Below are 19,349 nucleotides of genomic sequence, written 5' to 3'. Positions count from 1 at the left end.
CTGGATACCTACGGCCAGACCAGCCAGGCCTGAAACCGGGTAGACCGGGGTGGGGGGCCGCGGGGGCCGCCCCCCGCCCCCGCACCCACCCCCTCAGCAGGCTTCGGCGGCCGGGGCGCGCACCCGCCCCCACCACGCCAGCACCAGCGCGGCAGCCGCCAGCAGACCACCGGCCACCGGAATGGCCGCATAGCCCAGGCCCAGGCTGATCACCGCCCCGCCCAGCGCAGCCCCCAGCGCATTGCCCAGGTTGAACGCGCCCACGTTGATGGACGAGGCCAGGCCCGGCGCCTCGGTCGCCGCCTGCATCACCCGGATCTGCAGCGGCGGCACGATCGCGAAGGTGGCCGCACCGAACAACAGCAGCCCCACCGCAGCGGTGGCGTGGCTCATGAACGCCAGCGGCAGCACCAGCATCAACAGGGCCAGCACCGCCAGCAGGATGCGCGTGGCGCCGTCCAGCGACCAGTCGGCCAGACGGCCGCCAATGCCATTGCCCACGGTGAAGCCGATGCCCACCAGCGCCAGCGACACCGCGATGAATGCATTGGAGGCACCGGTCAGCTCGGTCAGCACCGGCGCCACATAGGTGTACAGGGTGAACATCGCACCGGCGCCCAGCACCGTGGTCGCCATCGCCAGCAGCACCTGCGGCTGCAGGATCGCCTTCAGCTCACGGCGCACGTCCGGGCGCGGGCCCGGCGCCGAAGCCGGCAGGGCCAGGCCCAGCGCGGTGATCGCCACCACGCCCAGCACCGCCGTACCGGCAAAGGACAGGCGCCAGCCCAGCTGCTGCCCGGCCCAGGTGGCCAGCGGCACGCCGCCGATGTTGGCGATGGTCAGGCCCATGAACATGGTGGCCACGGCCGCGGCCTGCTTGTCCTTCGGCACCAGGCTGGCGGCCACCACCGCGCCGATGCCGAAGAACGCGCCGTGGTTGAGGCTGGTGACCAGCCGCGACAACAGCAGCAGCCCATAGTTCGGCGCCAGCGCCGACAGCAGGTTGCCGACCACGAAGATCGACATCAGCAGCATCAGCGCGGTGCGCTTGCCGAAGCGCCCCATCAGCAGGGTCATCACCGGCGCGCCCAGCATCACGCCCACCGCGTAGGCGGTGATCAGCATGCCGGCAGTGGGAATGCCCACGCCCACGCCGTCGGCGATGACCGGCAGCAGGCCCATGGGGGCGAATTCGGTGGTGCCGATGGCGAAGGCGCCGACGGCAAGGGCCAGCAAGGCGGCTCTGGAGTTCATGGGCGTTTCCTGCGTGGGGCAGGCCTGTGAAAAGATGCGCACAGGGTGCGCGCTTTGCCCGGCCGGATTAAGCCCCGTGGCGGGGAAACAGTGTTGACCCCGGTTCACAGATTCCCCAGAACGCAGAACCCCCGGCCAGGCCGGGGGTTCCAGGAAACGCGCTTACCAGTCGCCGGCGCCCGGCACGTGGTGTTCGCGTGCGCGGCGGCGCATCAGCAGGTTCAGCCACTCCACCAGCACCGAGAAGCCCATCGCGGCGTAGATGTAGGGCTTGGGCACGTGCACGTCCAGGCCGTCCAGGATCAGCACCGCGCCGATCAGCAGGATGAAGGCCAGCGCCAGCATCTTCACGGTCGGGTTGGCGTCGATGAAGCGGCCCAGCGGGTTGGCGGCCAGCAACATCACCAGCACCGACAGCAGGATCGCGGCCACCATCACCGGAATGTGGTCGGCAATGCCGACCGCCGTGATGACCGAGTCCAGCGAGAACACGATGTCGATGATCGCGATCTGCAGGATGACCATGCCGAACACGCCCGAAGCCTTGCTGGTGGCAGGGTTTTCATCGTCGCCACCGGTGATCAGTTCCTTGATCTCCAGGTAGCCCTTGATGATCAGGAACAGGCCACCGACGATCAGCACCAGGTCGCGGATGGAAATGCCCATGCCGGCCACGTTGAACAGGTTGGCCGACATGTGCGCCAGGTAGGCCAGCGACACCAGCAGCAGGATGCGGGTGATGCAGGCCACGGCGATGCCGAGCTTGCGGGCGAACGGGCGGCGCTCTTCCGGCAGCTTGCTGACGGCGATGGAGATGAACACCAGGTTGTCGATGCCGAGCACGATTTCCAGCGCGCTCAGGGTGAACAGGGTTACCCAGGCATTGGGGTCGGCGAGGAACTCAAAGGACATGGAAACTCTTCAAGGCAGTGGGGAATGGGGGGGGTCAGCCGTAGGTGCCGGCCAACAGGTGCGGCACCACGACCAGGGCCCAGCACAGCAATACGTTCATCATCAGCACGAACACCGCCGCCGAACCCATGTCCTTGGCGCGGCCGGCCAGCTCGTGGATCTCCGGGCCATAGCGCTCGATCACCGCCTCGATGGCCGAATTGGCCAGCTCCATGGCCAGCACCAGCAGCATCGAGCCGATCAGCAGCGCGCGCTCCACCGGGGTCTGGCCCAGCCACAGCGCCAACGGCGCCAGCAGCACCAGCAGGTAGACCTCCAGGCGGAACGAGGATTCGTGCAGCCAGGCGGCGCGCAGGCCCTGCCAGGACCAGCGTGCGGCCTGGAAGATGCGGCGCGGGCCGCGGGGCATGTGGCCGAAGTTGTCAGCCACAGGCGAGGAATCCAGCAACAGGGGCGCGGCGCAGCGACCGCTCAGACGCACGGCAGGAGATCATGAAGGCACAAGGAGGGGCAGATGGCGCCCATTTTGCCACAAGGGCCGCCGTGGCACCCCGGCCCCGGCCGTGCGCCACCTGACAGGGACAAGCGGCCTGCCGGCCCAGCTCCTATGATGAACGCCCTTATTGTTGCGCTGGAGAGCCCGATGACCCGTCGCCGTACCTGCCTGCTGATGCTGGGCCTGCTGACTGCCGCACCGCTGGCGCAGGCGCTCAGCCCGCCGGCAGCGCCGTCCGTGCCTGACCAGGTGTCCAACGTGGCCTGGGCCGGCGACATGGCCGCCTTCGCCCAGACCGACCGTACCTCGCCGCCGCCGCGCGGTGGCATCGAGTTCATCGGCAGCTCGTCCATCCGCATGTGGGACACCCTGGCCCGCGACTTCCCCACCCAGCCGGTGTTCAACCGCGGCTTCGGCGGTTCGGAAGTGCGCGACAGCACCTGGTACGCCGACCGCATCGTGGTGCCGTATGCGCCGTGCAAGGTGTTCTTCTATGCCGGCGACAATGATCTGAACAGCGGCCGCAGCGCCAGCCAGGTGCGCGACGACGTGGTGGCCTTCGTGCAGCGCGTGCACCGCGACCTGCCGAAGACGAAGGTGGAATACCTGTCGATCAAGCCCAGCCCGTCGCGTGCGCACCTGCTGCCGGCGATCAACGAGGCCAACGCGCAGATCAAGGCCGCGCTGGCGAAGCTGCCCAACACCGGTTACACCGACATCTACACCCCCATGCTGGGTGCCGATGGCCAGCCCGATGCGAAGCTGTTCCGCGAGGACATGCTGCACATGACCCCGGCCGGGTACGCGATCTGGACCAAGGCGCTGGCGCCGAAGGTCAACTGCAACTGAGCCATTGCGGACGCCGGGCATGGCCCGGCGCTACCGTCGCCCCATCCACGCATGGCGTGGCTCTACCGGGATCGGGCGTGGGGTCAGAGCCCGTTGCGTGGCAGCGGGATCCGACCCCGGTCCGGGGTCAACGGAACACCACGGTCGCTTCGGTGCCCTTGCCCGGCTCACTGGCCAGGCTGACTTTCCAGCCGAAGCGATCACACAGGCGGCGCACGATCGACAGGCCCAGGCCGGTGCCCTGCGGGCGGTCCGGTTCGGCGCGGTAGAACGGCTCGAACGCCCGCGCCAACGCCTCTTCGGACATACCGATGCCGGTATCGCGCACCACTACCCGGTCGGCCTGCACATCCACGTCGATGCGCCCTTCGTCGGTGTAGTTGCAGGCATTGCGCACCAGGTTGCTGACCACCACCTGCAGCACCCGCGGCGGGGCATGCAGCTGCACCGGTCCGGCACTGTGCAGGGCGATGCTGACCGGGCGGTTGCCCAGCAGTTCGCGCGCGTTGTCCACTTCGTAGCGCACCACGTCATTCACATCGAACAGTTCGATCTGCGGTTCGATGTCGGCCTCGCGGGCCAGGATCAGGAATGCGTCGATCACCGCTTCCATGTCCCGCCCGGCGCGCTGGATGCGCTGCAGGCTGCGGCGCAGGCGCGGTTCCAGGCCGTCGTCGGCCAGCGCCATGTCACTGGCCACGCGGATCACCGTCAGCGGCGTGCGCAGTTCGTGGCTGGCATCACGGGTGAAGTTGCGCTCGCGGGCCACGTGGTCGCTGACCCGGGTGGCCAGCGAATGCAGCGCTGCGGCCAATTGCCCGGTCTCGCCCTGCATGTCCGCCGGCAGCTTGTCCGGCTCCAGGTCGGCCGCTTCCGGATGCCCCGGGTCCCAGCGCGAGACGCGCCGGGCCAGCCAGTTCACCGGCGAGACCAGGCGTTTGGAGGCACGGTAGGTCACCCAGCTGGCGCCGTACACGGCCAGCAGGGTCAGCAGCACCGGCACGATGCCGAACCAGAACGCCAGCATTTCCGCGCGCGAACGCAGGAACACCAGGTACAGGCGCCCCTCGGGCCGTGCGTCCACCAGCACCAGCTGGTCATCGCCGGGCAGTTCGTGGAAGCCCGGCTCCAGCGCGCGCAGGTTGGCCGGCAGCGACAGGCTGGACTGACCGCGTTCCAGCAGGTAGCCGCGGATGTTCTGGGTGTTGGGCGGCGGTTGTGCCGGCGAAGCCGCGTACAGGGTCCAGTAGTAGGACGCCTCTTCGCGCAGGGCCGCGCCCACCAGGCTGTGCTTGATCACCAGCGCGACCAGCCAGGCACCCAGCAGGATGCCCAGGCTGGCCAGCACGGCCTGCAGGATGAAAACGATGCGGATCTTGCGCGGCAGGCCGTGCGGCATTGCGGGGTCCCGGTCGAAGCGCTGCGATTATAGGCAGCGCCACGTGCCACGGTCGTGCACGGACGGTGACCACACTGGCAACAGGCTGCCCGCCCGCTGCCCCGGGCCCCGGCCAGGGCCGGGGCGGGTCTGTGCCTGCGCCAGCACCGATCAGGCCATCGGCTGGGCGATATCGGCGATGCGGTAACCGGCGCTCTGCACGGTGTGCAGCAGCGGGCGGTCGAACGGCTTGTCGATGATCTTGCGCAGGTTGTACAGATGGCTGCGCAGCGTGTCCGAATCGGGCAGGCCGTTGCCCCAGATCTCGCGCTCGATTTCCTGGCGGGTGACCACGCGCGGCGATTCGCGCATCAGGATGGTCAGCAGGCGAAGACCGATCGGCGAAAGCTGCAGTTCGGTACCGGCGCGGGTGGCGCGCATGCTGACCGGGTCGAGCACCAGGTCGGCCACCTTCAGCACTTCCGAACCCACCTGGCGGCGCTCGCGGCGGATCAGCGCGCGCAAGCGGGCTTCCAGTTCCTGGATGGCGAACGGCTTGGTCAGGTAATCGTCTGCACCAAAGCCCAGGCCGGTCAGCTTGTCGTCCAGGGTGTCGCGCGCGGTCAGCATCAGCACCGGCGTCGACTTGCGTGCATCGTTGCGCAGGCGGCGGCATACCTCGATGCCGTCCAGGCGCGGCAGCATCAGGTCCAGCACGACTACGTCGTAGCTGTTCTCGGCAGCCAGACGGTAGCCGTCCAGGCCATCCTGCGCGTAATCCACCTCGAAGCCACGGCCTTCCAGGTACTCGCCGATCATCTCGGAGATGTTGCGGTTGTCCTCGACCACCAGCACCAAGCCGGAAGTCTCCTTCGTCTGACGCATGTGATTCCCTCTGTCTTCAGCTTTGTGAAACATGCCCCATCGACGGTGGACGCGATGTGAAGTTCCGTCAAGTCACGCGGAAACGGTTCATAGCAGGGGTTTGAGCAGCGGCCACACGTTGTCCAGTACCTTCGGCTGCGCCTGGGCGGTGGGGTGCAGGCCGTCGGCCTGCATCAGCCCCGGCTGCAGGGCCACGCCTTCCAGCAGGAACGGCAGCAGCGGCACCTTGTACTGGTCGGCCAGGCCCCGGTAGACCGCGGCCAGACGCTGCCGGTAGCCCGGGCCGTAGTTAGGCGGTACGTCGATGCCCAGCAGCAGCACCTTGGCCCCGGCCTTCTGGCTGGCCTGCACCATCTTTTCCAGGTTGCCGCGCACCTGCAGCGGGGTCAGCCCGCGCAGGGCATCGTTGCCGCCCAGGGCGATCACCACCACGCTGGGCGTTTCCCGCGCCAGCAGGCCGGGCAGGCGGGTGAGCGCGCCGGCGGTGGTTTCCCCGCTCATGCTGGCATTGACGATGCGCGGCGGGGTTTTCGACTGCTGCCTGACCCGCTTGTCCAGCAGGCTGACCCAGCCGGCATCGGCCGGGATATTGTGGGCAGCACTGAGACTGTCGCCCAGCACCAGCACGGTGCCGCCCGGACCTTTGGCACAGGCCAGCAAGGGCGCCAGCAGCAACCCTAGCAGCAGCACCATCATCGTGCCGGCTTGCCGGCTCCATCCTGTAACGCGCATTGGAGTCTCCTCATCGACAGCCTGTCCCCCCGCAGCGCGCCCGTCGCCATCGCCGTCGACCAGGTCGGCAAGACTGTGCAGGGCCCGGAGGGTGAAGTCCACATACTGGACAACATCACCCTCACGGTACATGAAGGCACCAGCGTGGCGATTGTCGGGGCCTCCGGTTCCGGCAAGACCACCCTGCTCGGCCTGCTGGCCGGGCTGGACCTGCCCAGCCACGGCCGCATCACCCTGGCCGGTCAGGCGCTGGGCGCACTGGACGAGGAAGCCCGGGCGCAGCTGCGCGCACGCGAAGTGGGCTTCGTGTTCCAGAGCTTCCACCTGTTGCCGGCACTGACCGCCGCCGAGAACGTGGCCCTGCCGCTGGAACTGGCCGGCCGCGAGGACCCGGCCCGCGTGCAGCAGGTGCTGGAGGCGGTGGGCCTGGCCCATCGTGGCCGCCACTACCCGCGCCAGTTGTCCGGTGGCGAGCAGCAGCGCGTGGCCCTGGCCCGCGCCTTCGTCAGCCGCCCGCGCATCCTGTTCGCCGATGAGCCCACCGGCTCGCTGGACCAGGCCACCGGCCAGCACATCAGCGACCTGCTGTTCGAACTCAATGCCAGCAGTGGCACCACCCTGGTGCTGGTCACCCATGATCTGCGCCTGGCGCAGCGCTGCCAGCACATCCACCGCATCGACAACGGCCGCCTGCAGGACGTCGCCCACGAGGCGCACGCATGAACCTGCTGCGCCATGCCTGGCGTGCGCTGCGCCGCGAAGCCCTGGCCGGCGATCTGCTGACCGTGTTCGCCGCGCTGGTGCTGGGCGTGGCGGTGATGACCGCCGTGGGCACCCTGGTGAACCGGGTGAACCTGGCCCTGACCGGCAGTGCCGCGGAAATGCTGGGCGGTGACCTGGGCGTGGGCAGCCGCAACGACCCGCCCGCGGCCTTCGCCGAAGAAGCGCAGCGGCGCGGCCTGGCCCACACCCGCATTGCCGGCTTCGGCAGCGTGCTGTTCCAGGGCGATGCCAGCCAGATGGCCAGCATCAAGGCGGTTGAAGCGGGCTACCCGCTGCGCGGCAGCCTGCGCGTGCGTGCCACCCCGGGCGGGGCGCTGATCGAGCGCGCCGGCATGCCGCCCAAGGGCCAGGCCTACGCCGACCCACGGCTGCTGCAGGCGCTGGGCCTGAAGGCCGGCGACGATCTGGAATTCGGCGCGGGCACGCTGCGCATCGCCGGCATCATCGAAGCCGAGCCGGATACCGGTGGCGACCTGCTGACGCTGTCCCCTACCCTGCTGGTGAACCGCGCCGACGTGGACGGGACTGGCCTGCTCGGCCCCGGCAGCCGCATCAACTACCGGTTGATGTTCGCCGGCGAACCGGCGCAGATCGCCGCGTTCCGGCAGTGGCTGCTGCCACAGACCAAGGGCATGCGCGTGCTGAGCGTGGATGACACCCAGCGCGGGGTACGCCAGGCCTTCGATCTGGCGGGCCGCTTCCTGGGCCTGAGCGCGCTGCTGGCGGTGCTGCTGGCCGGCGTGGCCACCGCCCTGGCCGCCAACCGCTTCGCCCTGCGCCGCATCGACCAGGTGGCCGTGCTGCGCTGCCTGGGCGCACGCCAGCGCGACATCCTGCTGGGCCTGGCCCTGCAGTTGCTGATGCTGGCGGTGCCGGCCTGTGCCGTGGGCATCGCATTGGGCATGGCCGCACAGGAAGGCCTGGTGCAGGCACTGGGCAGTCTGGTGCCGCAGCGCCTGCCGCTGCCTGAAGCCACCCCGGCACTGACCGGCGCCGGCATCGGCCTGTTGCTGCTGTTCGGCTTCGGCCTGCCGCCGCTGCTGCGCCTGCGCGGGGTGCCGCCGATGCGGGTGCTGAACCGCTCGTTCGCCGCACTGCCACCAGCCTCGCTGCTGGCCTATGTGGCCGCGCTGGGCGCCAGCCTGCTGTTGGCGGTGCAGGTAACCGGCGATCTGAAACTGGCGCTGTGGGTGCTGGGCGGGCTGGCCGCGCTGGCGCTGGCTGCCGGCGTGCTGGGCTTTGTGCTGCTGCAGGTGCTGCGCGGCCTGCAGCACCGCCTGCATGGCAACTGGCGGCTGGGCCTGGCCGCCCTGACCCGGCGCCGCCTGCTGGCGGTGATGCAGCTGGTGGGCCTGTCGCTGTCGCTGTGCGCGCTGCTGTTGCTGGCGGTGACCGGACCGGGCCTGCTGCAGCAGTGGCGCGAGCGCCTGCCGGCCGATACCCCCAATTACTTCCTGATCAACATCCAGCCCGAACAGCGCGACAGCGTGCTGGCCACCCTGCGTGGCCTGGGCGCGGACGACGCCAGCATCGAGCCGATGGCCACCGGCCGCCTGATCGCGATCAACGGCAAGCCGCCGCTGCGCGTGGACCAGGCCGGCGCCGAAGGCAACGGGGCGAACAACGGCCCGCGCGAAGACGACGACGAGAACCGCCCGCTGAACTTCAGTTGGCGCAGCACCTTCCCGCCGGCCAATGCACTGCTGGAAGGCCGCTTCTGGCAGGCCGACAGCATCGCGGCGGAGGCCTCGGTGGAAACCGGCTGGGCGCGGCGCTACGGCGCGCACCTGGGCGATCGCATCACCATCGCCGTCGGCGAGCAGCAGCGCGAGTTCACCGTTACCAGTATCCGCAAGGCCGACTGGAACACCTTCCGGCCGAACTTCTTCGTGCTGTTGAACCCCAACGCGGTGGGCGATACCCCGCACAACCTGCTGTCGGCCTTCCACCTGCCGGCCGGCCAGGCCGCAGGCCTGGGTGAGCTGGTACGGGCCCAGCCCAACCTGTCCCTGCTGGATGTGGACGCAGTGATCTCGCAGGTGCGCGATGTGATGAACCGGGTCGCGCAGGCGGTGCAGCTGGTGATGGTGTTCAGCCTGCTGGCCGGCGTGCTGGTGCTGCTGGCGGCGCTGCAGGCCACCGCAGGCGAGCGGCGTTATGACAGCGCGGTACTGCGCACCCTGGGCGCCACCCGCCGCCAGCTGCGCGGCGCGGTGCTGGTGGAATTCGGTGCGCTGGGCACCCTGGCCGCCACGCTGGCCGTGGGTGCGGCGGCGGCGATCGGCCTGCTGGTGTCGCAGAAGGTGTTCGAACTGCCGCTGCTGCCGCCTTGGCCGGGCCTGCTGCTGGGCGGGGTGCTGGGCATCGGCCTGAGCCTGCTGGCCGGCTGGTGGGGTACCCGGCGGATCCTGCACACCCCGCCGGCGCTGGCCCTGCGCGAGGCCTGAGCACCGGCAGCGCGGCGTGGATGTGCAGTCCACGCCGCGCTGCGTATGCTTGCCACCTTTCCCACAGGGCGTACGCCGATGCCGTTCACCGCTTACCTGTACCCGGTGCTGTTGCTGGTGGCCAGCAACGTGTTCATGACCTTTGCCTGGTACGGGCACCTGAAGTACAAGAGCGCCCCACTGATGCTGGTCATCATGGTCAGCTGGGGCATCGCCTTCTTCGAGTACTGCCTGCAGGTGCCGGGCAACCGCCTCGGCAGCGCGGTGTATTCAGCGCCGCAGCTGAAGGGCATGCAGGAAGTGATCACCCTGCTGGTGTTTGCGGTGTTTTCCGCGTTCTACCTGGACCAGCCGCTGAAGTGGAACCACTGGGCCGCATTCGCGCTGATCGTGGTGGCCGCGTTTTTGATGTTCAAGGAATAGGAATGAAGTACCGCTTCTGCCTGCGCGTGCTTCTGGTCGGCGTGCCACTGCTGTTGGCGACGCAGGCCGCATCTGCCCGCACTGCGCCGGGCCTGGACCCGGACCCGGTACAGGCCTTCGTGCTGGAAACGGTGCTGGACGACGAGGTGCGCGCCTACCACGAGGGCCACCCGACCTATCTGGTCACCGCCGACGGGGCGCACACGCGCAGTGACGCCGAGGTCTTGGCCGGGCTGCGTGTGGAGTTCGACCGGTTCTACCAGGGCCAACCGAAACCGAGGAAGGACGTGGCGCACATGGCGATCCTGGTCGCGCAGACCGCACTGCTGCTGCCCGACCGCACGGCGTGCAGCACCGACCGCGTGCGCTGCCGCGAAGCCATCAAAGGCGTGCGCACGCGCGATGACGAGGCGAGCCTGCAGGCCACCCTGCGCGCGTTCCAGGAGGCCGGGTTGGACCTGAGCACGTTGGGTGGGCCGGTATCCTGAGTGTGGGGCATCCACGCGTGGCGTGGATCTACCGATTGGCCGCGATGGCCCAGGCCACGGTCCGGTCCATCGCCCGTTCCAAGCCCGACAGGGTGATGAACACGCAGAGCTCGTCGTTGGCATTGTCATCCCCTACCCGGTTGTGGACTTCGGTGTACACCGGGTGGCTTTCGAAAATGACGATGCGGATGATGTTGCCGCTGGGCAGGTGCTTGGCGGAGAAGATGGGGTTGGCTTCGCGGTCTTTCGTACCATCGGCGAAGAACACGTTGTAATGCGGGCTGCGGAAGTCTTCTGCGCGCAGCCTGGCAGCGCCGATTCCCGCCATGAAGTGGTCGAGGACATGCTGTTCGAGACGATCGTAGACCTGCGGATCAGACAGATGGGTTTCGAACCTGCGATGTACTGCCAACGGCATCAGTGGACCTCATTCTCAAACACGGGAAGCGCGAAGACGCGAACCACGTCGCTGCCCATGGGGTCCTCGCTCCGGCTTTGAACGGCAGAGCGCTTCATCGAATGAACAGGCGTTGGGTGGGCAGCCACCCTATCGCATGGCGAAAGCCGCAGCGGGTTTTCCGACACATTGTGGCGAGATGCGTCAATCCATTGCGCATCAAGCACGATTGCGAGGGAAGCGTGCCGAGCAAGCTCGGCACCTACCAGAAGCGGAGGTAGATCCACGCCACGCGTGGATGCGCTGCCCGGAAGAGGCAGTCGAGCATGGCTCGACTCTACAAGGGGGCTTTTTCCACGTACTTGGCGAAGACCTCGTCGATCTGCGCGTCCTTCACCTTCTTCCCGTCCTGGATGTCCTGGGCCTGGGTGAACAGCGGAATGATCATCGCCATGCCATCCAGCTTGGTCTTCAGGTGCACGCCCGGGGCCTGGCCGAGGAAGCCGTCCCAGCGCTGGCGCACCTTGCCCCAGTAACCGGCAGTGGCCTTCCAGTAATCGCGGGCCGGGGTGAAATCGACATCGGTGGTCTTGATGTAGTCGTTGAAGCCGAACTCGCGGGCGATTTCCACCTGGCTGCCATCGGCGTTGCGCTGCACCTTGGTGTTGAACTGCTCGTGGGTCCAGCCGTTCGGGGTCAGCGTGTGGCGGTTGATCACCGCCAGCGCGTTGTAGTCGCTGCGCTTGGTGTACTCACGGCGCGGCAACGGGCGCCAGCTCAGATCGCTGGTCCAGGTCGCCACGTTGTTGTCATAGCTCCAGCGCCCCGTGCCGCAGTAGCGCGGGGCATCGCTCACTTCGTACACACACTGGGTCCAGGCGCCCTGGTTCTGCGCGGCCGCGATGGAACGCACCTGCCAGGTCTGGTCGGCGCTGAACTCGAAACGGTTCGGCGCCTCGTACACCCAGTCCTGCCGCCAGTGCTTGGTCACATGGCCGCTCTTTTCATCCAGCAGCAGGTGCTGCAGCACCACACGCTTCGGGCTGTCTTCCACCACCACCACCACTTCGTTGCCGCCGCTGCGCATGGCCGGCGCGCGTTCGTAGCCCGGCTTCAGCAGTACGGTTTCGTCGAAGGCGAAATCCACGGTGTATTCGCCCTGCATGGCCAGGATGCTGGCATGGTCGCGGGCGATGTCGGAGGGCTGGGCGTGGGCTGCGCCGGTGGCGGCGAGCAGCAGCATCGCACTGGCTGTCTGCAACTTCATCGAATGTCCTTGGCTCTACGGTTCTTGGAAAGGCCATCCGTGGCCGGTAGTCGTTCCATCAGGAGCGTTGCAGCGGGCGCGCGCCTACAGGCGCACCAGCGGCAGATCGTCGGGCGCGCGCGGGGCCGGGCGGCGCGCGGCGTCGGCACAGCAGCAGTCATCGATGGCCAGTTCGCCCTCTGCGCCTTCCAGGCGGGCGATACGGCGCGCGGTGGCCGCCCCCAGCGAGGACAGCGTGGACAGGCTGGCGGCCAGTGTGCGGCCCTCTTCGGCCGCATGCAGGCGCAGTGCGCACAGGCGCCAACGCTGCCCGCCCAGGTGGCCTGCCAGGCGCCGCCACAGCCGTTCGCCCACGCTGCCATCGGCATCGCGCGGCGGCGCCGACGGCAACGCGGCCACCAGCCGGTCCCAAGCCAGGAAATCACTGTCCGGCAGCAGGTGCAGGCGCCATACGCAACGGCCGCGGGCATCGAGGAAACACAGGCTTTCGCGCAGGCCTTCGCTGTCCACGCCCTGGCAGGCGTGCACCGAAACCGCCTGGCGCCAGCCGCCGATCTCGCTGCCATCGGCGTGGTACAGGCACAACACGGTGCCGAGCGCGGCCAGCTGCGCCGGCGTGGGCCAGACCTGCAGCGGCACCCGCGGCAGGGACGACGACAGACGACGTGCAGACAGGGCTCGGCTCATGGGATTCACCAGGAAACGGCAAGGCTGGCCGACAGCGTGCGGCCGGGGCTGGTATAGCGGTCCAGCACGCTGCTGCTGGCCGACAGGGTCGAGCCAACGTTGGACCAGTCGATGTAGCGCTTGTCACCCAGGTTGAACACGCCCACGTTGAAGGTGGCGCCCGGAGCGAAGTTCCAGTGCGCCATCAGGTCGGCCACGCCGTAGCCGGCCGGGCGGTAGACCGTGGCCGAGGCGACCCGGTCCTTGCGCTTGACGAAGGTGCCGGCCAGCTCGACGCCCCAGGTATCGGTGTCGTACATCAGGCCGACCGTGCCGCGCATCGGGTCCACCGAATCCAGCGGGGTGTCTTCGGTCTTGTTGTCACCGCGCGACCAGGCCACCGCGCTGCGCAGCGCCCAGCCCTGCAGCGCGGGGCTGATCTGGCCGAAATCCACGCCGGCCTTCAGTTCGGCGCCGTAGATGCGCGCATCGGCGATGTTGCGCGACTGGAACACCATCAGGCCCTGCGCGTTGGTGCCGACCAGCGACTGCGACTCGATGAAATCCTTGTAGTCGTTGTAGTAGCCACTCAGGCTGACGTACGCCGCCGGCGACAGGAAACGCAGGCCCAGTTCCACGCCATCGCTGGTTTCCGGCTTCAGATCCGGGTTGGGAATGGCGGTGTAGCCGAAGGCGAAGTTGGTGAAGCCCAGGTTGACGTCGTTGTACGGCGGCGAGCGGAAGCCGCGCGAGTAGCCGGCAAACAGCGACCAGGCGTCGCTGAAGCGATAGACCATGCCCAGCTTGGGGGAGACGCTGGTCTTTTCCAGCTTGGTGACGGCAACGCCGGGGTTATCCTGGGCGAAGATCGAATCCACGGCCGGCTTCAGCTCGTAACGGTCCACGCGTACGCCCGGCACGAGCGACAGCTTGCCGCCGGCCATGCGCATTTCGTCCTGTGCATACAGGCCCAGTTCGGTGGTCTTGCTGATCGGGAAATCGCGCACCGGGAACACATCGGGCAGCAGCGTGCTGGTCACCTGGCCATTGGCCAGCACCTGGTAGCCATCACGCTTCTGCCGGATCTCGGTGCGCGCGCCTTCGAAGCCATAGGTCAGTGCGTGTTCCACGTTGCCGGTGCTGAAGGCCTTGTTGAACTGCGCCTGCAGGCCGTACACCTGCTGGTCGAAGTTGAACTCGCGGTGGCGACGGGTGCGGTTGGCACGGTCTTCGTCGGTAACCTGGGTGGTTTCGCTGTGCTGGCTGTAGACCTGCCAGTGCAGGCTGTCGGCGAAGGCCTTGTCCAGCGCATCCATTTCATGGGCGAAGGACACGCGGGTGCGTTCCTGGGTGTCGTGCGCCTTCATGCCGGTGGTGGTGGTGCGGTCGATCAGCGACAGCACATCGGTATCGGTGCTGTCCTCGTTGCCTTCCACGGTCAGGCGGAAGCGCTGGTCCGCGCTGGGCGCGAACACCAGCTTGGCCAGGCCGCTGCGACCGTCGCGATCCTGCGGGTTGGCCGCGGTACGGGTGTTGTTGCGGCTGCGCACGTCGCCCTGGTTGTCGGTTTCCTGGCCCTGGCGGTGGTTGATGTTGACCATGCCGCTCCAGCGGTCGCCACCGAAGGCGGTGGTGATGCCACCCAGCAGGCCCTGCCATTCACCGTCGTAGCCGAACTTCAGGCCAACGTAGCTGTCCTTGCCATCCTTCAGGTAATCGGTGGGGTCCTTGGTGACGAAGGCCACCACGCCACCCAGCGCATCGGACCCATACAGCGAACTGGCCGGGCCGCGCACGATCTCCACGCGCTTGAGCGTGTCCAGATCGGTGAAGTTGCGGTTGGCGTTGGAGAACGAGCCGATGCTGAAGCTGGTCGGCATGGCGATGCCATCGGTCTGGATGCGCACGCGGTTGCCGTCCAGGCCACGGATGCGGATGCTGCCCAGGCCGAACCTGGTGGCGCTGCGGCTGGCCGACAGACCCGGCTCGTAGCGGATCAGGTCCTGGATGTCCTGCACCAGGTGGCGGTCCATCTGTTCGCGGTCGATCACATCCACCGTGGCGGCCACATCGCTCACGGCGCGTTCGGTGCGCGTGGCGGTGACCTGCACGCGGTCAAATTCGCGCGCGTCGGGCGCGGCATCGGCTTCGGCGGCGGCATGGGCGGACAGCGGCAGGGCCATCCACAGGGCGATCGACAGGGCGGTCTGGCGGGTCATCGGTCTTGGGTCTTCGGGCACACAGGGGGAACCCCCGGCCACCGGCACGCAGAACGTGCACGGACAGCCGAGGGGGAGAGAGCGGGAGCGGACGGGTCGCCCACCCTGCCGGCGGGCCGGCAGGTGGGAGGGATGCGGGCGACCGGGCCGCGTTACTTGGTCAGGATCAGCTTGTCGTTGCTGGTGTGGCGCAGCCGATAGAAACGGTCGCCGTGCTGGATCAGGATTTCACGACGGCCCTTGAGCAGGGCTTCGCTGTCGATGACCTCTTCGGCCGGAACGGCACGCACCGGGCGGTCACGGAGGGTCAGCGTTTCGGGGCGCAGCAGTACAGGTTGAGCATTCATGAGCGTCTGGACTCGTGCGAGGGACGCGACAGATGATAATGATTCTCAGTTGACAATCAACAACCATTCTCAATTCGGACGATGAGATTATCTATCGAATTTTTAGATTCAATAGATGGCGACTATTGATAAGGTAGAGTCGAGCTTGCTCGACTGCTCTTGCTCAGGAGCAGTCGAGCAAGCTCGACTCTACGAAGGGCAAACGAAGGAGCAGTCGAGCAAGCTCGACTCTACGAAAGGCGTGGCGCGCGGGGCCGGCGCCACCCAGGCGTCAGACGAACGCGGCTTCCACCCGTGCCCAGCCGGCCTCGTCCATCTGCGCCAGCACGTCCAGCGCCTGCAGGTTCTGCAGCAGCTGCGGCACGCGGCTGGCGCCGAGGATCACGCTGGACACATTCGGGTTGCGCAGGCACCAGGCGATGGCCAGGCTGGCCGGGGGATGCCCCAGCTCGCGGGCGACCTGGCTGAAGCGGCGAACCTGGGCCAGGCGCGCGGCAGCGTTGTCGCCCAGCACCAGGTCGTGCAGCCAGCCCATGCCGTCACGGCCCAGGCGCGCGTCGGCGGGAATGCCATCGTCGTACTTGCCGCTCAACAGCCCCGACGCCAGCGGCGAGAAGATGGTCGTGCCCAGGCCCGGCGCTTCATACAGCGGGGCGTATTCCACTTCCACCCGCTCGCGGTGCAGCAGGTTGTACTGCGGCTGTTCCATCGACGGGCCCTGCAGGTTGTGCCGCGCGGCCACTTCCAGCGCCTGCTGGATCTGCGCGGCCGACCATTCCGACGTGCCCCAGTAAAGCACCTTGCCCTGCCGCACCAAGGTGTCCATGGCATGCACGGTCTCGGCGATGGGCGCGTCCGGATCCGGGCGGTGGCAGTAATAAAGGTCCAGATAGTCCACCCGCAGGCGCTTGAGCGCGGCGTGGCAGGCGTCGGTCACATGCTTGCGCGACAGGCCGCGCTGGGTCGGCCGCGGGTCCTTGGCACTGCCGAAGAACACCTTGCTGGACACGCAGTAGCCGTCGCGCGGCAGCCGCAGATCGGCAATCACGTCGCCCATCACCTGCTCGGCGCGGCCGTTGGCATAGCCCTCGGCGTTGTCGAAGAAGTTGATGCCATGGTCCCAGGCGGCGGCCACCAGGTTGCGCGACTCGTCCCGGGCGACCTGGTCGCCGAAGGTCACCCAGGCGCCGAAGGACAGGGCGGAAATCGGCAGGCCGGTGGAGCCCAGGCGACGGTAGAGCATGACAATCTCCTGCTGCAGGCCCGCATCCGGGCCGGGATCGAGCCCCCATTCTACCTGTCCCGGCAACCGCCAAGCCCTTGCCGTTGCTGGCTTGTTCGGTGCCGATGGGAACCGGCAGGCGGCTTTTCCTTGCTCCGGCCCCTGCCCTGCACTAGGCTTCCCGTTTTTCGCGACGCCCCAGGGGAGTCACCACATGGTCGAAGGTTTGGGCAGGATCGGCTTCGGCCTGTTCGGGTTGGCGGTGCTGATCGGCATCACCTGGCTGTTTTCCAACAACAAGCGCGCGGTGGACTGGAAACTGGTCGTCACCGGTATCACCCTGCAGATCGCGTTCGCGGCGCTGGTGATCCTGGTGCCGGGCGGCCGTGACGTGTTCGATGCCCTGGGCAAGGGCTTCGTGAAGGTGCTGAGCTTCGTCAACGAAGGCTCGGGCTTCATCTTCGGCTCGTTGATGGACACCAAGAATTACGGCTTCATCTTCGCCTTCCAGGTGCTGCCGACCATCATCTTCTTCTCGGCGCTGATGGGCGTGATGTACCACCTGAACATCATGCAGGGCATCGTGCGCGTGATGGCCTGGTCGATCACCAAGGTGATGCGCGTGTCCGGCGCGGAAACCACCAGTGTCTGCGCCAGCGTCTTCATCGGCCAGACCGAGGCGCCGCTGACCGTGCGCCCGTACATTCCGAAGATGACCCAGTCCGAACTGCTGACCATGATGATCGGCGGCATGGCCCACATCGCCGGCGGCGTGCTGGCGGCCTACGTGGGCATGCTGGGCGGTGGCGACCCGGTGCAGCAGGCGTTCTACGCCAAGCACCTGCTGGCTGCCAGCATCATGGCCGCCCCGGCAACCCTGGTGGTGGCCAAGCTGCTGATTCCGGAAACCGGCACCCCGCTGACCCGCGGTACGGTGAAGATGGAAGTGGAGAAGACCTCCAGCAACATCATCGACGCCGCCGCTGCCGGCGCCGGCGATGGCCTGAAGCTGGCCCTGAACATCGGCGCCATGCTGCTGGCCTTCATCGCCCTGATCGCCCTGCTGAACGCCCCGCTGACCTGGATCGGTGATGTGACCGGCCTGGCTGCTGCCATTGGCAAGCCGACCAACCTGTCCACCATCTTCGGCTACGTGCTGGCGCCGATCGCCTGGGTGATCGGCACCCCGTGGGCCGACGCCACCACGGTGGGCTCGCTGATCGGCCAGAAAGTCGTGATCAACGAGTTCGTCGCCTACACCGAGCTGTCGCAGATCGTGAACGGCCAGGTGGCAGGCGTGAGCCTGTCCGACGAAGGCCGCCTCATCGCGACCTATGCGCTGTGTGGCTTTGCCAACTTCAGCTCGATCGCCATCCAGATCGGTGGCATCGGTGGCCTGGCCCCGGAACGTCGCCACGACCTGGCCAAGTTCGGCCTGCGCGCGGTGCTGGGCGGTACCATCGCTACCTTCATGACGGCCACCATCGCCGGCGTGCTGACCCATTTCAGCTGAACCCCTGTTTGAGAAAAGATTCCCTATGAGCAGCAGTGTCGTTGTCGTCGGTTCCTTCAATGTCGATCACGTGTGGCGGTGCGAAGCACTGCCGGCACCGGGTGCGACCATTGCCGGCCGTTACAGCACCGGCCCCGGTGGCAAGGGCTTCAACCAGGCGGTTGCCGCCAGCCGTGCCGGTGCCGACACGCACTTCCTGTGCGCGCTGGGCGACGACGCCGGTGGCGCCATGGCCCGTGACCTGGCCGCGCAGGACGGCTTTGCCCTGATCGCCGAGGCCAGCGCCGAGCCGACCGGCACCGCCGGTATCTACGTGGATGCCCGTGGCCGCAACACCATCGTGATCGGCCCCGGCGCCAATGCCGCCCTGAGCACCGACTTCCTGCAGCAGCAACAGGCCCTGCTGGCCGGCGCCAAGGTGGTGCTGGTGCAGCTGGAATCGCCGGTGCAGACCATCGAAGCGGCGCTGGCTGCGGCCCGCGAAGCCGGTGTGACCACCGTGCTCAACGCGGCCCCGGCGGACGCCCCCTCGAGCATCGGCCTGCTGAAGCTGGCCGATGTGATCACCCCGAACGAGACCGAGTTCGCCGCCCTGCTCGGCCGCCACGTAGGCGAGCGCGTGGACGCCGACGATGTGGCCGCACTGGACGGCGCCAGCCTGCATGCGCTGTGCCGCAAGCTGGTGGGCAACGGCACCGTGGTGGTCACCCTGGGTGCGGTGGGTGTGTTCGTGTCGCATGCCGACGAGCAGCTGCGCGGCGATACCCAGCCCTACTACCGCGTGGGTGCCGAACAGGTGCAGGCGATCGACACCACCGGTGCCGGTGACGCGTTCAACGGCGCACTGGCCGCCTCGATCGCCCAGGTGCCGGACGCCCCGTTCGCGCGCCACGTGCGTTTCGCCAACCAGTTCGCCGGCCGTTCCACCGAAAAGGAAGGCGCGGCCGCGGCCATGCCGCGCTTCACCCCGGCTGACGTGTAAATCCACGCCCTGCGTGAATGAGAACCCCGGGCGTGCGAATGCCCGGGGTTTTTTGTGTCCCGCCGCCCACCATGACCGGACTGTAGGGG

19 protein-coding genes are annotated in these 19,349 nt (G+C 67.9%); 7 read left to right on the top strand and 12 right to left on the bottom strand.

Translation table 11 applies throughout. From position 1 onward, the window contains the following. Positions 1 to 93: 93 nt before the first annotated feature. The 3 genes from IAE58_RS03630 to IAE58_RS03620 all read right to left on the bottom strand — a co-directional run bounded on the left by IAE58_RS03630 (position 94) and on the right by IAE58_RS03620 (position 2,596). The gene (locus tag IAE58_RS03630) at positions 94 to 1,254 is read right to left on the bottom strand and encodes an MFS transporter (RefSeq protein ID WP_200734973.1); all 1,161 of its coding nucleotides are present in this window, start codon (positions 1,252 to 1,254) and stop codon (positions 94 to 96) included. A gap of 162 nt (positions 1,255 to 1,416) precedes the next feature. After that, positions 1,417 to 2,166 (bottom strand): TerC family protein, encoded by a 750-nt coding sequence (locus tag IAE58_RS03625; protein ID WP_199933732.1) that lies wholly within the window; start codon positions 2,164 to 2,166, stop codon positions 1,417 to 1,419. A gap of 34 nt (positions 2,167 to 2,200) precedes the next feature. Next, positions 2,201 to 2,596 (bottom strand): diacylglycerol kinase, encoded by a 396-nt coding sequence (locus tag IAE58_RS03620; RefSeq protein WP_108751473.1) that lies wholly within the window; start codon positions 2,594 to 2,596, stop codon positions 2,201 to 2,203. A 213-nt stretch (positions 2,597 to 2,809) separates the two neighbouring features. On the opposite strand from IAE58_RS03620, the gene IAE58_RS03615 reads away from it, so the two are divergent. Continuing rightward, on the top strand, positions 2,810 to 3,511 hold the full coding sequence (locus tag IAE58_RS03615; protein ID WP_199933733.1) for an SGNH/GDSL hydrolase family protein: 702 nt from the start codon (positions 2,810 to 2,812) through the stop codon (positions 3,509 to 3,511). Positions 3,512 to 3,638: 127 nt separating this feature from the next. Here the strand turns inward: IAE58_RS03615 and IAE58_RS03610 are convergent, their stop codons facing one another. The 3 genes from IAE58_RS03610 to IAE58_RS03600 all read right to left on the bottom strand — a co-directional run bounded on the left by IAE58_RS03610 (position 3,639) and on the right by IAE58_RS03600 (position 6,506). Further along, the gene (locus IAE58_RS03610) at positions 3,639 to 4,910 is read right to left on the bottom strand and encodes a HAMP domain-containing sensor histidine kinase (protein WP_199933734.1); all 1,272 of its coding nucleotides are present in this window, start codon (positions 4,908 to 4,910) and stop codon (positions 3,639 to 3,641) included. Between the two features lie 150 nt (positions 4,911 to 5,060). Continuing rightward, entirely contained in the window at positions 5,061 to 5,774 is a 714-nt protein-coding gene (locus IAE58_RS03605) for a response regulator transcription factor (RefSeq protein WP_002811889.1), read from the bottom strand. 87 nt (positions 5,775 to 5,861) lie between these two features. After that, entirely contained in the window at positions 5,862 to 6,506 is a 645-nt protein-coding gene (locus tag IAE58_RS03600; protein ID WP_108752213.1) for an arylesterase, read from the bottom strand. A 75-nt stretch (positions 6,507 to 6,581) separates the two neighbouring features. Here IAE58_RS03600 and IAE58_RS03595 point away from each other — a divergent pair, with 75 nt between their 5' ends. The 4 genes from IAE58_RS03595 (at position 6,582) to IAE58_RS03580 (ending at position 10,647) form a co-directional block, all read left to right on the top strand. Next, positions 6,582 to 7,229, top strand: coding sequence for an ATP-binding cassette domain-containing protein (locus IAE58_RS03595; protein WP_199933735.1), 648 nt, complete (start codon positions 6,582 to 6,584; stop codon positions 7,227 to 7,229). Next, positions 7,226 to 9,736, top strand: a complete 2,511-nt coding sequence (locus IAE58_RS03590) for an FtsX-like permease family protein (RefSeq protein ID WP_199933736.1) — start codon at positions 7,226 to 7,228, stop codon at positions 9,734 to 9,736. The genes IAE58_RS03595 and IAE58_RS03590 overlap by 4 nt, the downstream gene beginning before the upstream one ends. Positions 9,737 to 9,814: 78 nt before the next feature. After that, on the top strand, positions 9,815 to 10,159 hold the full coding sequence (locus tag IAE58_RS03585) for a DMT family protein (RefSeq protein ID WP_108748571.1): 345 nt from the start codon (positions 9,815 to 9,817) through the stop codon (positions 10,157 to 10,159). A gap of 2 nt (positions 10,160 to 10,161) precedes the next feature. Further along, entirely contained in the window at positions 10,162 to 10,647 is a 486-nt protein-coding gene (locus tag IAE58_RS03580; protein ID WP_199933737.1) for a hypothetical protein, read from the top strand. Positions 10,648 to 10,675: 28 nt separating this feature from the next. On the opposite strand, the gene IAE58_RS03575 is transcribed toward IAE58_RS03580, so the two are convergent. The 6 genes from IAE58_RS03575 to IAE58_RS03550 all read right to left on the bottom strand — a co-directional run bounded on the left by IAE58_RS03575 (position 10,676) and on the right by IAE58_RS03550 (position 16,786). After that, the gene (locus IAE58_RS03575) at positions 10,676 to 11,065 is read right to left on the bottom strand and encodes a hypothetical protein (RefSeq protein WP_199933738.1); all 390 of its coding nucleotides are present in this window, start codon (positions 11,063 to 11,065) and stop codon (positions 10,676 to 10,678) included. Between the two features lie 316 nt (positions 11,066 to 11,381). Then, entirely contained in the window at positions 11,382 to 12,311 is a 930-nt protein-coding gene (locus IAE58_RS03570) for a DUF6607 family protein (protein ID WP_199933739.1), read from the bottom strand. An 84-nt stretch (positions 12,312 to 12,395) separates the two neighbouring features. Continuing rightward, positions 12,396 to 12,998: a Hemin transport protein gene (locus IAE58_RS03565; RefSeq protein WP_199933740.1), complete on the bottom strand. Its 603-nt coding sequence runs from the start codon at positions 12,996 to 12,998 to the stop codon at positions 12,396 to 12,398. Positions 12,999 to 13,003: 5 nt separating this feature from the next. After that, entirely contained in the window at positions 13,004 to 15,160 is a 2,157-nt protein-coding gene (locus IAE58_RS03560) for a TonB-dependent hemoglobin/transferrin/lactoferrin family receptor (protein WP_199933746.1), read from the bottom strand. A gap of 188 nt (positions 15,161 to 15,348) precedes the next feature. Beyond that, the gene (locus IAE58_RS03555; protein WP_108748566.1) at positions 15,349 to 15,543 is read right to left on the bottom strand and encodes a hemin uptake protein HemP; all 195 of its coding nucleotides are present in this window, start codon (positions 15,541 to 15,543) and stop codon (positions 15,349 to 15,351) included. Positions 15,544 to 15,814: 271 nt separating this feature from the next. Further along, positions 15,815 to 16,786: an aldo/keto reductase gene (locus IAE58_RS03550; protein WP_199933741.1), complete on the bottom strand. Its 972-nt coding sequence runs from the start codon at positions 16,784 to 16,786 to the stop codon at positions 15,815 to 15,817. Positions 16,787 to 16,979: 193 nt separating this feature from the next. On the opposite strand from IAE58_RS03550, the gene IAE58_RS03545 reads away from it, so the two are divergent. Then, the gene (locus IAE58_RS03545) at positions 16,980 to 18,278 is read left to right on the top strand and encodes a nucleoside transporter C-terminal domain-containing protein (protein WP_108748564.1); all 1,299 of its coding nucleotides are present in this window, start codon (positions 16,980 to 16,982) and stop codon (positions 18,276 to 18,278) included. Between the two features lie 25 nt (positions 18,279 to 18,303). Further along, positions 18,304 to 19,260: a ribokinase gene (locus IAE58_RS03540; RefSeq protein ID WP_108752205.1), complete on the top strand. Its 957-nt coding sequence runs from the start codon at positions 18,304 to 18,306 to the stop codon at positions 19,258 to 19,260. Positions 19,261 to 19,349: the final 89 nt, after the last annotated feature.

The sequence above is a fragment of the Stenotrophomonas sp. S49 genome (assembly GCF_016624905.1).
Taxonomy (GTDB): domain Bacteria; phylum Pseudomonadota; class Gammaproteobacteria; order Xanthomonadales; family Xanthomonadaceae; genus Stenotrophomonas.
The sequence above is the reverse complement of the archived record's forward strand: the minus strand, read 5'-3'. Positions and strand labels throughout refer to the sequence as shown.

Coding starts and splice junctions, on each gene's coding strand:
- IAE58_RS03630 (WP_200734973.1), bottom strand. CDS start 1,254: ATGAACTCCAGAGCCGCCTTGCTGGCCCTTGCCGTCGGCGCCTTCGCC.
- IAE58_RS03565 (WP_199933740.1), bottom strand. CDS start 12,998: ATGAGCCGAGCCCTGTCTGCACGTCGTCTGTCGTCGTCCCTGCCGCGG.
- IAE58_RS03625 (WP_199933732.1), bottom strand. CDS start 2,166: ATGTCCTTTGAGTTCCTCGCCGACCCCAATGCCTGGGTAACCCTGTTC.
- IAE58_RS03550 (WP_199933741.1), bottom strand. CDS start 16,786: ATGCTCTACCGTCGCCTGGGCTCCACCGGCCTGCCGATTTCCGCCCTG.
- IAE58_RS03555 (WP_108748566.1), bottom strand. CDS start 15,543: ATGAATGCTCAACCTGTACTGCTGCGCCCCGAAACGCTGACCCTCCGT.
- IAE58_RS03590 (WP_199933736.1), top strand. CDS start 7,226: ATGAACCTGCTGCGCCATGCCTGGCGTGCGCTGCGCCGCGAAGCCCTG.
- IAE58_RS03540 (WP_108752205.1), top strand. CDS start 18,304: ATGAGCAGCAGTGTCGTTGTCGTCGGTTCCTTCAATGTCGATCACGTG.
- IAE58_RS03575 (WP_199933738.1), bottom strand. CDS start 11,065: ATGCCGTTGGCAGTACATCGCAGGTTCGAAACCCATCTGTCTGATCCG.
- IAE58_RS03605 (WP_002811889.1), bottom strand. CDS start 5,774: ATGCGTCAGACGAAGGAGACTTCCGGCTTGGTGCTGGTGGTCGAGGAC.
- IAE58_RS03580 (WP_199933737.1), top strand. CDS start 10,162: ATGAAGTACCGCTTCTGCCTGCGCGTGCTTCTGGTCGGCGTGCCACTG.
- IAE58_RS03585 (WP_108748571.1), top strand. CDS start 9,815: ATGCCGTTCACCGCTTACCTGTACCCGGTGCTGTTGCTGGTGGCCAGC.
- IAE58_RS03615 (WP_199933733.1), top strand. CDS start 2,810: ATGACCCGTCGCCGTACCTGCCTGCTGATGCTGGGCCTGCTGACTGCC.
- IAE58_RS03560 (WP_199933746.1), bottom strand. CDS start 15,160: ATGGCCCTGCCGCTGTCCGCCCATGCCGCCGCCGAAGCCGATGCCGCG.
- IAE58_RS03610 (WP_199933734.1), bottom strand. CDS start 4,910: ATGCCGCACGGCCTGCCGCGCAAGATCCGCATCGTTTTCATCCTGCAG.
- IAE58_RS03570 (WP_199933739.1), bottom strand. CDS start 12,311: ATGAAGTTGCAGACAGCCAGTGCGATGCTGCTGCTCGCCGCCACCGGC.
- IAE58_RS03545 (WP_108748564.1), top strand. CDS start 16,980: ATGGTCGAAGGTTTGGGCAGGATCGGCTTCGGCCTGTTCGGGTTGGCG.
- IAE58_RS03600 (WP_108752213.1), bottom strand. CDS start 6,506: ATGCGCGTTACAGGATGGAGCCGGCAAGCCGGCACGATGATGGTGCTG.